Raw genomic sequence first — 13273 nt, forward strand, 5'->3', positions numbered from 1 at the left:
ACCGCCGCCGCGCTTTGAATTTCTATGGTTTTGATAGCTGCCAGCGCACACTGCACGGGCGCTGGAAGGCAATTTGGCTTGAAGATACGTGCTGGCGCGGCGGCCCCGGTCATGGGTTCAGCATCTGGCCATTTTACTGAATATATAAACAGTAGTCAGCTATCAAACAAGGGGCCGTCGCCCTGAGGGCGCTGATGGACTGCCTCACCGCTTTCTTGCCCCTGCCCGCTGCCGTCGCCAAGCTCACGCACCAGCCAGCGGTCAATCAGCGCGACAAGCTCATCCAGCTGCGCGGCGGCCAACGCCTGCCCCTTGGGGATGGCGTGAAGGCGCGCCAGGCAGCTGCGGCAGCAGGTGCCGGTGGCGTGTTGGGCGCGGAACACCGGGTGCCCGCGCCACGGCGTCTGGCGCCCGTCGTTCAAGGGAAAGGCCGGCGCCAGGCGGCGTGTGAGCAGGTCGTAGGCGTGCTGACGCACCGTCTCCAGCCCGCGCTGTGCGATGAACGCGCGGTCGGCCGGCTGCAAGTGGATGCGCGCACGGAAGGCGCTTCGCGCAATGCGATCCAGCCGCTGGTCAATGGCCGCCCACGCTTGCGGGCTTTCAGGTAGCGGGGTTGCAGCAGGCATGCAACGCAGTTGGTGACGTGGCGGCGTTCGACAAGGGCGCCCGGCCCCGCTTGGGCGCTACCAGCCGTGGCCGCAAGGGCCTTACCCCTTAGCGAACCACCCGGCGCGCACCTTGTTTGGGAACGTGGGCCTAAAATCCAAGGGTTTCACCTTAATTGGTCACTTTTTCCACCAACGCAGGCACTGTCCATGTCTCTCTTTTCCGCAGTTGAACTCGCACCGCGCGACCCGATCCTGGGCCTGAACGAGCAATACGCCGCCGACCAGAACCCCAACAAGGTCAACCTGGGCGTGGGCGTCTACTTCGACGAAAACGGCAAGCTGCCGCTGCTGCAGTGCGTGCAAGCGGCCGAGAAAAAGCTGATGGACACGCCCAAGCCGCGCGGCTATCTGCCCATTGACGGCATCGCCGCATACGACGACGCCGTGAAAAAGCTGGTGTTCGGCGCCGACGCAGCCGTTTACAAAGACGGGCGCATCGCCACGGTGCAAGGCCTGGGCGGCACGGGCGGCCTGAAGATCGCCGCCGATTTTCTGAAGCGCCTGAACCCCGGCGCCAAAGTGCTGATCAGCGACCCCAGCTGGGAAAACCACCGCGCCCTGTTCAGCCAGGCCGGTTTTGAGGTGGACACCTACCGCTATTACAACGCCAGCACCCGCGCGCTGGATTTCGACGGCATGCTGGCCGACCTGAAGGCCGCCGCGCCGGGCACCATCGCCGTGCTGCACGCCTGCTGCCACAACCCGACGGGCTACGACATCACCGCCGCGCAGTGGGACCAGGTGATCGCCGTGGTGAAAGAGCGCCAGCTGTCGCCCATCCTCGACATGGCCTACCAGGGCTTTGCGCACGGCATTGCCGAAGACGGCGCCGTGGTCGGCAAGTTCGTCGCCTCTGGCCTGGACTTTTTCGTGGCCACGTCTTTCAGCAAGAGCTTCAGCCTGTACGGCGAACGCGTGGGCGCGTTGTCGGTGGTCTGCAGCACCAAGGAAGAAGCCGCCAAGGTGCTGAGCCAGCTGAAGATCATGATCCGCACCAACTACAGCAACCCACCCACGCACGGCGGCGCCGTGGTGGCGCTGGTGCTGGACGACCCGGCGCTGCGCCAGCAGTGGGAAGAAGAGCTGTCGCACATGCGCAACCGCATCAAGCAGATGCGCGCCAAGCTGGTGGACGGCCTGAAAGCCGCAGGCGTGAAGCAGGACATGAGCTTCATCACCACGCAGATCGGCATGTTCAGCTATTCCGGCCTGTCCAAAGACCAGATGGTGCGCCTGCGCAATGAGTTTGGCGTGTACGGCACCGATTCCGGCCGCATGTGCGTGGCCGCGCTGAACGACAAGAACATCGACTACGTCTGTCAGTCCATCGCCAAGGTGGTGTGATCAAAACCCGGGCCCCGCGCCCGGGTTTTGCTTTGGGGCGACGATCTGCGTGCGCGACCGCTGCCGCTGCCGCTGCGTGCATCGCACCAGCATTGCCACACACTGCGCGCGGCGCGCTTCGCCGCTCTGCACCGACCGGATCCACTGAGGTGGATGCCACGCAGGGCGCGCAGGCTGGATGGCGCGGCCGGGCACCGCACCCGGCGCGCTGCCAACGTCCCACGCCTGCCACCAGGAGAAGCCATGCCCATCCCCACCCTCACCCTGAAGAGCGGCCACGCCATCCCGGTGCTGGGCCAAGGCACGTGGGAGCTGGGCGAGCCCGCCGGCGATCGCGCGGCCGAGATCGCCACGCTGCGCGCGGGCGTCGAGCTGGGCCTGAGCCTGATCGACACCGCCGAGATGTACGGCCACGGGCGCTCAGAGCGCTTGGTGGGCGAAGCCATTCGCGGCCTGCGCGACAGCGTTTACCTGGTGGACAAGGTGCTGCCCAGCAACGCTTCGCACGCCGGCACCGTCAAAGCCTGTGAACGCAGCATGAAAGCGCTGGGCGTCGAGCAGATCGACCTGTACCTGCTGCACTGGCGCGGCAGCCATCCGCTGGCCGAAACGGTGCAGGCGTTTGAGCAGTTGCAGCGCGCCGGCAAGATCGGCGCCTGGGGCGTGAGCAACTTTGACACCGACGACATGCGCGAATTGCTGCAACTGGGCACGCCGCAGGTCAACCAGATTCTCTACAACCCGTCGCGCCGGGGGCCAGAGTTCGACCTTATGCCGCTGTGCGCCCAAGCGGGTGTGCGCATCATGGCCTATTCCCCCATAGAGCAAGGCCGCCTGCTGCGCCACCCCGCGCTGGCGCAAGTCGCGCAGCGCCACCAAGCCACGGTGGCGCAGGTGGCGCTGGCCTGGGACATCCGCGGGGGCGATGTGGTGGCCATTCCCAAGGCTTCGACCGTCGCGCACGTGCAAGACAACGCCCGCGCGCTGGACATCCGGCTGACCGAGGCAGACATCGCACTGATCGACGAGGCCTTCGCGCCGCCCACGCACGCGCAGCCGCTTGAGATGATCTGACTGCACTGACGTGCCAAGTTGGCGGCGTGAACCGGGGCGCCATACCGCCAGACACCGCCGCGCCGTGCGCCATGCGCCTAGCTTTGAGCAGCGCACTACGCTGACTGGCGGCGCCGCAAGCTCCGGGGTTGCAGCGCGCTACTGACCATGGTCATATAGCCTTCCGGGCGACCCAGCGCCTTGCAGATTTCGATTGTTATCAGGATCCAGCGCTTATCCCACCAGCGCCAGCAGCTACGCTATTGATAGTGGACCATGTGACCGTCTCATGCGGGTCAAAGCCGCTCGCGCGCCTTGAGCGATGGCCCTGCAACGGCGCCCACACCCGAGCCGCTGATGCCAACCTTGCATGCCGATCCGCCCCTGCAACACGCCACGCCCAGCAGCACCTGGGTGTATGAGCGTTGACGCTGGCAACGCGCGAACGCAATGGCTGGGCTGCCCCAGCCAAGCCTCAGATTACTATTAAGTTGATAGCTGCCAGTGCCCTTTCCTCCAGCGCTGGAAGCCCAAATGCCTTAGAAGTCGTCGCTGACGCCGAAGGGCATGCTTTCGAAGCGCGTCAGCGGCTTCAGGAACGACAGTTTCACCGTGCCCGTGGGGCCGTTACGCTGTTTGCCGATGATGATCTCGGCCACCCCAGGTTCGCGCGAATCCTTGTTGTAGTAGTCGTCGCGGTAGATGAACATGATGATGTCGGCATCCTGCTCGATAGCGCCGGATTCGCGCAAGTCGCTCATCATGGGGCGCTTGTCGGTACGCTGCTCCACACTGCGGTTGAGCTGCGACAAGGCGATCACCGGGCACTGCAGCTCTTTGGCCAGCGCCTTCAGGCCACGCGAAATCTCGCCCAGCTCGGTCGCGCGGTTCTCGCCGTCGGAGCTGCTGCCGCTCATCAGCTGCAGGTAATCGACCACGATCAGGCCCAGCTTGCCGCATTGGCGCGCCAGCCTGCGCGCGTTGGCACGCAGCTCGCTGGGCGTGAGGCCCGGCGTTTCGTCGATATGCAGGCTGACGCCGCGCAGGCGCTCGATCGCCTCGGTCAGACGCGGCCATTCTTCATCGCTGAGCTTGCCGGTGCGCAAATGCCCCTGGTCGATGCGGCCGATGGAACCCACGATACGCACAGCAAGCTGCGCAGCGCCCATTTCCATTGAAAACACGGCCACGGGCAGCTGTTCCATCAGCGCGACGTGCTCGGCGATGTTGATGGCGAACGCAGTCTTACCCATGGAGGGGCGCGCGGCCAGCACCACGAGGTCGCCAGCCTGAAGGCCGGCCGTCATGCGGTCCAGATCGATGAAGCCGGTGGGCACGCCCGTCACGTCGTTCGGGTTGTCCGCCATTTCCTGAACGCGGTCGAGCAGCTCGACCACCAGGCTCTCCATGCCCTGAAAGCCCTGCTTCATGCGCGAGCCTTCTTCGCCAATCTTGAAGATCTTGCCCTCGGCCTCGTCCAGAATCTTGGCAACGGCCTTGCCCTGGGGGTTGAAGGCGCTGGTGGCGATCTCATCGCTGGCCGAGACCAGCTTGCGTAGGATGGAGCGCTCGCGCACCAGCTCGGCGTAGCGGCGGATGTTGGCGGCGCTGGGCACGTACTGGGCCAGCGCGTTCAGGTAGGTCAGCCCGCCCACCTCGTCGGCCTTGCCTTGGCGCTGCAGCTCTTCATGCACCGTGATGACGTCGGCGGGCTTGGTCTCGTTGATCAGCTTGTGAATGACCTCGAATACCAGACGGTGTTCGTAGCGGTAGAAGTCCGTGGCGCCCACCGCATCGCCCATGCGGTCCCACGCGGTGTTGTCCAGCAGCAGGCCGCCCAGCACGCTGGATTCCGCTTCGATGGAATGCGGAGGAATGCGCAGCTGCGCGACCTGGCGGTCCGGCGGCGCTTCGTCGCCGAGATCAGGAAAAGTGGGGGGAAAGACAGAAGACATGCAGGCGGTGGTACTTCTGCGCCATGCTACGCCGATCGCGCGCCGACGTCATGGGACAAAGCTGTGGACAAGCCGTGCAACAGCTTGGGGTAACCCACCCAAACCTGTGCACAAGCCGCCCTCAAAAACAACAAAGCCGCCACGCCTTGCAGCGGGCGGCTGGGGCTGCGCCACCTCACCGGGCCAGGCCCGACGAGGCGCGAGCTTTTGCGCGATCAGGCGGTTTCGCCGTAGACCGCGACGGTGATTTCCGAATCCACGTCGGTGTGCAGCGCCACGTGAACCGTATTGTCACCCACGACCTTGATCGGGCCGTTGGGCAGACGGATCTGCGACTTGTGCACGTCAAAGCCTTGCTTTTTCAGCTCGTCGGCGATGTCGTGGTTGGTGACCGAACCGAACAGACGACCGTCCACGCCGGCTTTTTGCGTCAGCTTGATGGTCTGGCCGTTCAGCTTGTCGCCCAGAGCTTGGGCCGCAGCCAGCTTTTCAGCGGCTTGCTTTTCCAGCTCGGCGCGGCGGGCTTCGAATTCGGCCTTCGCGGCCTCAGTCGCACGGCGGGCGCGGCCGCTGGGGATCAGGAAGTTGCGAGCGTAGCCGTCTTTGACTTTGACGATGTCACCCAGGTTGCCCAGGTTGACGACCTTGTCCAGAAGAATGATCTGCATGGTGTTTCCTTCCTCAGACGCGGTGCTGATCGGAGTACGGCAGCATGGCCAGGAAGCGCGCGCGCTTGATGGCGGTGTTCAGCTGACGCTGGTAGAAAGCGCGCGTGCCGGTCAGGCGAGCGGGCACGATGCGGCCGTTCTCGCTGATGAAGTCGCGCAGGGTGTCGATGTCCTTGTAGTCGATTTCTTCGACGCCAGCGACGGTGAAACGGCAGAAGCGTTTGCGCTTGAACAGCAGCGACTGCGTGTTGCGTTTGGGACGCTTGTCCTTATTGAATTTCTTGAACGTGGCCATTTGAGGCTCCTTGAAACTGATCTTGCTGAAAATCCTGGATGTGAAGCACCACCGATTTCGCGTTGCGTGGGCTGGCCAGAAACCCGCTGAACAGCCACTGGCTGCCGATGGGCTGCTTGACCAAGCGCTCTGCCATCGCACCCAAGGCAACCGCCTTGAGCACCAACCGTACCATTCGCTGGCTTCCTGCCTCTTCGACCTGCGACTCGTGTTCGAGCCGCATATCCAGTGCCGGCAAACCGGCGGGCGTGAAGCGAAGCGGATTCGATTCGGCGATGACAGCGGTGAGACGGGTCAGATTGGCCATCTCATGGCCTCCACGCGCGTCGCGTTCAGTTGCTGGCTTCAGCTTGCTGGGCTTTGCGAGCCTCTTCGCGCTCGACGGTCTTCATCATCGACGAAGGGCCGGTGTCGGCTTTGGGGCGTTGCACAGTCAGGTGGCGCAGAACGGCGTCGTTGAACTTGAACGCGTGCTCCAGCTCGCCCATCACGGCCTGATCGGCCTCGATGTTCAGACACAGGTAATGCGCCTTGGCCAGCTTGTTGATCTGGTAAGCCAGCTGACGGCGGCCCCAGTCTTCCTGGCGATGGATCTTGCCGCCGCCGGCGGTGATCATGCCCTTGTAGCGCTCCAGCATGGCCGGAACCTGCTCGCTTTGATCCGGATGGATCAGCAGGATGATTTCATAGTGACGCATGGACTCTCCTTGTGGATGAGCGGACCGATCGGGATCGGGCCGAGTGAAAAGCCGCCCCCGGCGTCAAGACAGGGTGCGGCAAGGGAACTCAGGATTATACATCGCACGCGCACTGGTGCACTTGACCAGTGCTAGGCGAAAGACCCAAGGGCTGCAGACAACTCAACGAGCCCTTCCGAAATGGAGAAGGCCGCGCAAACGCGGCCTTCTCTTTGATCGCGAAGCAGCTTAAAAACTACTTCAGACGCGCCAGCCGCTCCTTGCCCGCATGCGCGGCCTCGGATTGCGGATAGGTCTTGATCAGCGATTCCAGCGTCGTGCGCGCAGCGCGCGTGTCCTTCAGCTCAATCTGGCAATTCGCGATGGACAGCATCGCTTCAGGTGCACGTGCGTGGTTCGGCGCTGCCGTTAGCAACGAACGGAAGTTGGTAATGGCTTCCTTGTAGTTGCGTGTGGCGTACTGCGCATTGCCCAGCCACAGCAAGGCCGTGGGTGCCAGTGCGCTGCGCGGATAACGCTTGATGAAAGCGGCAAAACTCGACTGTGCGCCCGCAAAGTCACCCGCGCGGAACTGGGCCAGTGCGGCGTCGTATTCCTGCTTTTCGTTGGGAGAGCCCTCGCTGGCGACCGTGCCGCCGGCATTGGAGACGGGCGCCTCGGCCGACGCGCCGGCCGAAGGCGTCTCCATCTTCTTCAGGCGGTCATCCAGAGTGCGTTGACTGTCGGCTTGCGCCTTCTTGAGATCGGCGATGTCGCGCGTCAACTGCTCTTCCTGGCCGCGCGAGCGCGCCAGGTCACCCCGCAACGACTCGATCTGCTGCTGCAGATCCAGCATGCCGCGGCGCATCTGGGCGTTCTCATCCACCAAGCGGTTCTGCGCGGCGACCGACTGATCGAACCGCTGACGCAAATCGAGAATGGCCTGGCGGGCCTGATCGTCACCGAACAGCTGCGCGTGCGCGCCCTGCCCCGCAACACAGCACACCGCCAGAATGGCCGCGCGAAGCGAATTCATGCGCATCATCGGCCGGTTCAGCGGTAGCGGATTTCAACGCGACGGTTCTTCGCGTAGGCTTCTTCCGAGCTGCCCTGGACGGCCGGCTTTTCCTCACCGAAGCTCACCGCCTCGATCTGCGCGTCGTTGGCGCCGACCAGCGTCATGGCGCGGCGAACCGCCTCGGCGCGTTTCTGGCCAAGCGCGAGGTTGTATTCACGGCTGCCACGCTCATCAGTGTTGCCTTCCAGCGAAATGCTTCGGCCCTTGTTGGCCTGCAGGAAGCGGGCGTGCTGATCCACCAGGCCTTGGTACTCGGGCTTGACGGTGAAGCTGTCGTAGTCGAAATAGATCACGCGCTCAACGCCCACGGGGCCCGCGGCATCGCCAGCAGAAGAGCCCGCCTGGACCTGCGTCACCGTGCTTTGGCCTGCGCCTTGGCTGCCCGCGCCGCCGGCTGCGCCGGTCGCCGTCGCGTCCGAGCCTTGCACGGGCGGATCCAGTTTGACGTTAGAGCCGCAACCGGCCATAACCAAGGCCAGTGCGGCCACCATCAAATATCGTTTCATCATTTCGATCACTCCTGAATCAAGAAAAAATAAGGCAACTCGTCGTCAGCCAGAATCGGCTGCCGTCGGAATCTGTCAGCGCTGGAAAGGCCCCCAGGAAGGCTCGCGGATGTCACCGCTCTTGCCCGCCAGGCGGGCCTTGATCTTGCCGTCCACGGTGGTGATCATGAGCGCCTCGCGCCCGCCTTGGCGAGTGGCGTAAACGATCAGGCGGCTGTTGGGCGCAAAGCTGGGGTTTTCATCTTCGGTGGTGTCCGTGACAGGCGTGACATTGCCGGACGACAGCTCCATCACGTGCAGCTTGAAGCCACCGGTGCGCGACACATAAGCCAGCCAGCGCCCGTCCGGGCTGATCGCCGGAGAGACGTTATAGCTGCCGTTGAAGGTCACGCGCTGCGCCGCGCCGCCACTGGCGGACATGCGATAGATCTGGGGGGCGCCGCCTCGGTCGCTCACGAAATAAATCATGCTGCCGTCGGGCGAGAAAGTGGGCTCGGTGTCGATGCTCTGCGACTGGGTCAGTCGGCGCGGCTCGCCGCCGCTGGCACTGATGAGGTAGAGCTGCGAACCGCCGTCGCGCGACAGCGTGACCGCCAAGCTGCGGCCGTCGGGCGACCAGGCTGGCGCGCTGTTGGATCCGCGGAAGTTCGCCAGCAGTCGCCTGCGGCCCGTGGACACGTCGTGCACGTAGATCACCGGCTTGCGCGACTCGAACGACACGTAGGCCAGCTGCGAGCCGTTGGGCGACCAGGTGGGCGAAATAATCGGCTCGGGGCTGCCGAGGGCCGCCTGGGCGTTTTCGCCGTCGGAATCGGCCACCCACAGCGTATAACGGCCACCAGCCTTGGTGACATAGGCCAGGCGGGTCGAGAAAATGCCTTTCTCGCCGGTCAGCTTTTCATAGATGTAGTCGGCGATCTTGTGGGCTGCCAGGCGCAGGTCGGCCTGCGGCACGACGTAGCCCTGCCCGCCCAAATCGTGATCCTTGACGACATCCCACAAGCGAAAGCGCACGTCCCAGCGGCCGTCCGCCAGCCGGGTGACGCTGCCGCCGGCCAGGGCGTCCGCATTGCGCTGGCGCCAGGTGGACATGTCGGGGCGGGTGGATTCGTCCATCGACTGGCCAGCGGCGTCGATCGAGCGGAATTGGCCGGTGCGCTCCAGGTCGGCCTTGATGATGGCGCTGATCTTCTGTGAAGAAGCGTCTTCGCCCCGGAAGGGCACCAGCGCGATCGGCAACTGCGTCAGGCCGACGCCTGAAACTTCAACACGGAATTGCGCCATGGCAGGCACAACTGGGGCAACGGCCAAAGCGGCGACAAGACCGCGGCGCTGCCAGTTGGGGGAAGGCGGGGAGTCGGGACGAGAGAATTTCATTTCAACTAGGCGTCAGCGAATGGCACCCGAAGGGTGGCGAGCCGTGGCACGGCGGCAATGTTAGCAAGCCTGCGTGAACGCACGTTTCAATCTGTGAATTTGTCCAGATGGCGAGGCATTAGTTCCGCTCATGTGTGAAATATCGTCACGACGGCGCTCCGTAGAATGGCCGGTTTGGCCCGCGCCCTGCCCCAACCGCCCATGAGCAACCGACAGCCCGACCCACCCGCCGCATCGCCCGCCGCGCAGCGGCCCATGGGCGCGCGGCTGGCGCGCCTGTGGATGTACTTCAAGGAATACCGCCTGGGCTGGGTGATCGCCGCAGTGGGCACGCTGATCAGCGCGCTGACCGAGGCGTCGGTGCCCGCCCTGCTCAAACCCCTGCTGGACGAGGGTTTCACGCAAGGCAGCCTGCCGATCTGGATCGTGCCGCTGGCCATTGTGGGCTTGTTTGCCCTGCGCGGCTTTGCCCACTTTGCCAGCCAATACGCGCTGGCGCGTATTGCCAACGAGGGTATGGTCAAGCTGCGCGCACAGCTGTTTGAGCGCCTGCTGGATGCCGACCTGTTGCTTTTCGCGCGCCAAAGCGCCAGCCAGCTGGCCAACACCATCGTGTACGAAGTGCAAACGGGCACCACGCTGCTGGTGCAGGCCATACTGAACCTGGCGCGCGACAGCTTCACCGTGGTGGCGCTGATGTTCTACCTGCTGTACTTGAACTGGTCGCTGACGCTGATCGTGCTGGTGCTGGTGCCCATCGTGGGTGTGATCATGAAGGTGATGTCGCGCCGCCTTTACCGCTACACGCGGCTGGCGCAGGCCACCACGGACGAGCTGGCCTACGTGGTCGAAGAAAACGTGCTGGCGCACCGCATGGTGCGGCTGCACGGCGCGCAAGCGCAGCAGGCCAGCCGCTTTGACGGGCTGAGCCGCCACCTGCGCAACCTGTCGATCAAGGCCACGGCCGCGTCGGCCGGCGCCATGCCGCTGGCGCAGATGGCCGCAGCCGTGGCGCTGTCGGTGGTGATCGGCATCGCGCTGTACCAGGGCCAAAGCGCCAGCGGGCGGGCGATCACCGTGGGCGGGTTCGTTGCCTTCATCGGCGCCATGCTGATGCTGATCCAGCCGCTGCGGCGGCTGACCGACGTGGTGGGCCCGGTCACGCGCGGGCTGGCGGCGCTCGAGCGCGGGCTGGACCTGATGGCCGAAGTGCTACCCGAGCCCGGCCCCGCCTCGCCGCCCGATGCCGCCGCCACCCAGCCGCCGCGCGCGCGGGGCGAAATCACGCTGGACCAGGTCAGCGTGCGCTACGGCTCCGATGGCGAACCCGCGCTGGACGCGCTCAGCCTGCACGTGCGGGCGGGCGAAACCGTGGCGCTGGTGGGCCCATCGGGCTCTGGCAAGACCACGCTGGTCAACCTGCTGCCGCGCTTTGTGGCGCCCACCAACGGGCGCGTGCTGCTGGACGGCACCGACATCCGCGAATGGCCGCTGCGCCGCCTGCGCGCGCAGTTCGCCATGGTCAGCCAGGACGTGACCATGCTCAACGACAGCGTGGCGGCCAACGTGGCGCTGGGTGCGCCCGCCATCGACCGCGACCGCGTGCAGCGCTGCCTGCAGGATGCCAACCTGTGGGGCCATGTTGGCGCGCTGCCGCAGGGCATTGACACCGTGCTGGGCCACAACGCCACGCAGCTGTCGGGCGGCCAGCGCCAGCGCCTGGCGATCGCGCGCGCGCTGTACAAGGATGCGCCGGTGCTGTTGCTGGACGAAGCCACTTCCGCGCTGGACACCGAAAGCGAACGCCTGGTGCAGCAGGCCATCGCACGGGCGATGGTGGGGCGCACCACGCTGGTCATTGCGCACCGCCTGTCCACCATCGAGCACGCCGACCGCATCGTGGTGATGGAGCACGGTCGCATCGTTGAGCAAGGCTCGCACGCCGAGCTGATTCGTGCCGGTGGCCTGTACGCGCGGCTGAACCACTCGCCGCTGCCCACCGCCAGCGCGGCAAGCAGCGGCACGGTTTCCAACAGCCCCGGCTCGGCCAACGGTGCACCACCCAGCCCGGGCGATGCCGACGTGCCGCAAAACGCTATATTTTAAATAGCTACCAGCGCAGTCTGCACCAGCGCTGGCGGCTCAAAACACTTAGATCCAGCTACAGCAGCACGATGTCGTACTGGCCAGGCCCCAGCGCGCCTTCGGCCTGCAACGAAATCGGCTTGCCGATGAAATCCGACAGCCCGGCCAAGTGCTGGCTTTCCTCGTCCAGCAGCATGTCGATCACCGCGGGCGGGGCCACCACGCGGAATTCCTTGGGGTTGAACTGCCGCGCCTCGCGCAGGATTTCGCGCAGGATGTCGTAGGCCACCGTGCGCGCCGTGCGCACGCGCCCGGCGCCCTGGCACTGCTCGCAGGTTTCGCTCAGCAGCTGCGCCAGCGATTCGCGCGTGCGCTTGCGTGTCATCTCGACCAGGCCCAGCGGCGAAAAACCGCCCACCTGCGTCTTCACGCGGTCGCGGGCCAGCTGCTTGCGAAACTCGCTCAGCACCGCCTGTTGGTGCTCGGCCTGCGCCATGTCGATGAAATCCACCACCACAATGCCGCCCAGGTTGCGCAGCCGCAGCTGGCGGGCAATGGCTTGCGCGGCTTCCAGGTTGGTCTTGAACACCGTGTCGTCAAAATTGCGCGTGCCCACGTAGCCGCCGGTGTTCACGTCCACCGTGGTCAGCGCTTCGGTCTGGTCCACGATCAGGTAGCCGCCCGATTTCAAATCCACCCGCCGGCCCAGCGCCTTGGTGATCTCTTCGTCCACGTTGTGCAGGTCGAACAGTGGGCGTTCGCCCTTGTAATGCTGCAGGTGCGCGGCGGCGGCGGGCATGAATTCGCGCCCGAATTTCGTCAGCGCGTGGAATTGCTCCAGCGAATCGATCAAGATGGTTTGCGTGCGCTCGGACGTCAAATCGCGCAGCACGCGCTGCAGCAGGCTCAGGTCTTCATGCAGCAGGCTGGTGGGCGGCATGCGCGCGCTGGCATCGCGGATGCGCGACCAGGCTTTGCGCAGGTAGGCGATGTCTTCGGCCAGCTCGGCGTCGGATGCGTCCTCTGCGTTCGTGCGCAGGATGAAGCCGCCGGTCTTGCCCTCGGGCACGCCCTCGGCCGCCAGCGCCTGCACGCGCGTGCGCAGGTTGTCGCGCAGGCTGGCCGGGATCTTTTGCGACACGCCAATGTGGTCGTCCTGCGGCAAAAACACCAGCATGCGCCCCGCCAGGCTGATCTGCGTGGACAGACGCGCGCCCTTGGTGCCGATGGGGTCCTTGATGACCTGCACCATCAGCGTCTGGCCCTCGAACACCTGCTTTTCGATCGGCTTGGGCGGCGTGGCGGCGCGGCTGGCGCTCAGGCTTTCGCCGTCCAGCGGGCGCTGCCACAGGTCGGCCACGTGCAAGAACGCCGCGCGCTCCAGCCCGATATCGATGAAGGCCGACTGCATGCCCGGCAGCACGCGCGCCACCTTGCCCAGGTACACGTTGCCCACCAGGCCGCGCTCCAGCGTGCGTTCCACGTGCACTTCCTGCACGGCGCCGTACTCGACGACGGCCACGCGCGTTTCCTGGGGCGACCAGTTGATCAGAATGTCTTGCTGCAT

General features: G+C 65.1%; 13 protein-coding genes. 3 read left to right on the top strand and 10 right to left on the bottom strand.

Annotation, left to right across the window (positions count from 1 at the left end):
* Window positions 1-155 precede the first annotated feature (155 nt).
* Window positions 156-626 carry a DUF4186 domain-containing protein gene (locus tag C6570_RS13660; protein ID WP_106703709.1) on the bottom strand — a complete coding sequence of 157 codons (471 nt, stop codon included), beginning with the start codon at window positions 624-626 and terminating at the stop codon, window positions 156-158.
* 189 nt (window positions 627-815) lie between these two features.
* Here C6570_RS13660 and C6570_RS13665 point away from each other — a divergent pair, with 189 nt between their 5' ends.
* Together C6570_RS13665 and C6570_RS13670 are read left to right on the top strand one after the other, a co-directional pair.
* On the top strand, window positions 816-2012 hold the full coding sequence (locus tag C6570_RS13665; RefSeq protein ID WP_106703710.1) for an amino acid aminotransferase: 1197 nt from the start codon (window positions 816-818) through the stop codon (window positions 2010-2012).
* A 243-nt stretch (window positions 2013-2255) separates the two neighbouring features.
* Window positions 2256-3086, top strand: coding sequence for an aldo/keto reductase (locus C6570_RS13670; RefSeq protein ID WP_106703711.1), 831 nt, complete (start codon window positions 2256-2258; stop codon window positions 3084-3086).
* A 518-nt stretch (window positions 3087-3604) separates the two neighbouring features.
* On the opposite strand, the gene dnaB is transcribed toward C6570_RS13670, so the two are convergent.
* The 8 genes from dnaB to tolB all read right to left on the bottom strand — a co-directional run bounded on the left by dnaB (window position 3605) and on the right by tolB (window position 9528).
* On the bottom strand, window positions 3605-5020 hold the full coding sequence (gene dnaB / locus C6570_RS13675; protein ID WP_106703712.1) for a replicative DNA helicase: 1416 nt from the start codon (window positions 5018-5020) through the stop codon (window positions 3605-3607).
* Between the two features lie 215 nt (window positions 5021-5235).
* A complete protein-coding gene (gene rplI / locus C6570_RS13680) occupies window positions 5236-5688 on the bottom strand; it encodes a 50S ribosomal protein L9 (protein ID WP_106703713.1) in 453 nt (150 codons plus the stop codon).
* Between the two features lie 13 nt (window positions 5689-5701).
* Complete coding sequence (gene rpsR / locus C6570_RS13685; RefSeq protein WP_106703714.1) at window positions 5702-5983, bottom strand: 30S ribosomal protein S18; 282 nt, start codon at window positions 5981-5983, stop codon at window positions 5702-5704.
* The gene (priB, locus tag C6570_RS13690) at window positions 5958-6290 is read right to left on the bottom strand and encodes a primosomal replication protein N (protein ID WP_106703715.1); all 333 of its coding nucleotides are present in this window, start codon (window positions 6288-6290) and stop codon (window positions 5958-5960) included. The genes rpsR and priB overlap by 26 nt, the downstream gene beginning before the upstream one ends.
* Window positions 6291-6315: 25 nt before the next feature.
* The gene (rpsF, locus tag C6570_RS13695) at window positions 6316-6681 is read right to left on the bottom strand and encodes a 30S ribosomal protein S6 (protein ID WP_106703716.1); all 366 of its coding nucleotides are present in this window, start codon (window positions 6679-6681) and stop codon (window positions 6316-6318) included.
* Window positions 6682-6916: 235 nt separating this feature from the next.
* A complete protein-coding gene (gene ybgF / locus C6570_RS13700) occupies window positions 6917-7696 on the bottom strand; it encodes a tol-pal system protein YbgF (protein ID WP_425437885.1) in 780 nt (259 codons plus the stop codon).
* Between the two features lie 17 nt (window positions 7697-7713).
* The gene (gene pal, locus C6570_RS13705) at window positions 7714-8247 is read right to left on the bottom strand and encodes a peptidoglycan-associated lipoprotein Pal (protein ID WP_106704703.1); all 534 of its coding nucleotides are present in this window, start codon (window positions 8245-8247) and stop codon (window positions 7714-7716) included.
* A gap of 72 nt (window positions 8248-8319) precedes the next feature.
* A complete protein-coding gene (tolB, locus tag C6570_RS13710) occupies window positions 8320-9528 on the bottom strand; it encodes a Tol-Pal system beta propeller repeat protein TolB (protein ID WP_245896198.1) in 1209 nt (402 codons plus the stop codon).
* 294 nt (window positions 9529-9822) lie between these two features.
* Between tolB and msbA the strand changes: the two genes are divergently transcribed.
* Complete coding sequence (msbA, locus tag C6570_RS13715; protein ID WP_106703719.1) at window positions 9823-11727, top strand: lipid A export permease/ATP-binding protein MsbA; 1905 nt, start codon at window positions 9823-9825, stop codon at window positions 11725-11727.
* Window positions 11728-11782: 55 nt separating this feature from the next.
* Here the strand turns inward: msbA and rng are convergent, their stop codons facing one another.
* Window positions 11783-13273, bottom strand: coding sequence for a ribonuclease G (rng, locus tag C6570_RS13720; RefSeq protein WP_106703720.1), 1491 nt, complete (start codon window positions 13271-13273; stop codon window positions 11783-11785).

The sequence above is a fragment of the Ottowia oryzae genome, from assembly GCF_003008535.1.
Classification (GTDB): Bacteria; Pseudomonadota; Gammaproteobacteria; order Burkholderiales; family Burkholderiaceae_C; genus Ottowia; species Ottowia oryzae.

Bases quoted from the DNA above. Each gene is read 5' to 3' on its own strand.
- dnaB (WP_106703712.1), bottom strand. From the start codon at position 5,020: ATGTCTTCTGTCTTTCCCCCCACTTTTCCTGATCTCGGCGACGAAGCG.
- tolB (WP_245896198.1), bottom strand. From the start codon at position 9,528: ATGGCGCAATTCCGTGTTGAAGTTTCAGGCGTCGGCCTGACGCAGTTG.
- msbA (WP_106703719.1), top strand. From the start codon at position 9,823: ATGAGCAACCGACAGCCCGACCCACCCGCCGCATCGCCCGCCGCGCAG.
- pal (WP_106704703.1), bottom strand. From the start codon at position 8,247: ATGATGAAACGATATTTGATGGTGGCCGCACTGGCCTTGGTTATGGCC.
- rpsF (WP_106703716.1), bottom strand. From the start codon at position 6,681: ATGCGTCACTATGAAATCATCCTGCTGATCCATCCGGATCAAAGCGAG.
- rng (WP_106703720.1), bottom strand. From the start codon at position 13,273: ATGCAGCAAGACATTCTGATCAACTGGTCGCCCCAGGAAACGCGCGTG.
- ybgF (WP_425437885.1), bottom strand. From the start codon at position 7,696: ATGAATTCGCTTCGCGCGGCCATTCTGGCGGTGTGCTGTGTTGCGGGG.
- C6570_RS13670 (WP_106703711.1), top strand. From the start codon at position 2,256: ATGCCCATCCCCACCCTCACCCTGAAGAGCGGCCACGCCATCCCGGTG.
- rplI (WP_106703713.1), bottom strand. From the start codon at position 5,688: ATGCAGATCATTCTTCTGGACAAGGTCGTCAACCTGGGCAACCTGGGT.
- rpsR (WP_106703714.1), bottom strand. From the start codon at position 5,983: ATGGCCACGTTCAAGAAATTCAATAAGGACAAGCGTCCCAAACGCAAC.
- C6570_RS13665 (WP_106703710.1), top strand. From the start codon at position 816: ATGTCTCTCTTTTCCGCAGTTGAACTCGCACCGCGCGACCCGATCCTG.
- priB (WP_106703715.1), bottom strand. From the start codon at position 6,290: ATGGCCAATCTGACCCGTCTCACCGCTGTCATCGCCGAATCGAATCCG.
- C6570_RS13660 (WP_106703709.1), bottom strand. From the start codon at position 626: ATGCCTGCTGCAACCCCGCTACCTGAAAGCCCGCAAGCGTGGGCGGCC.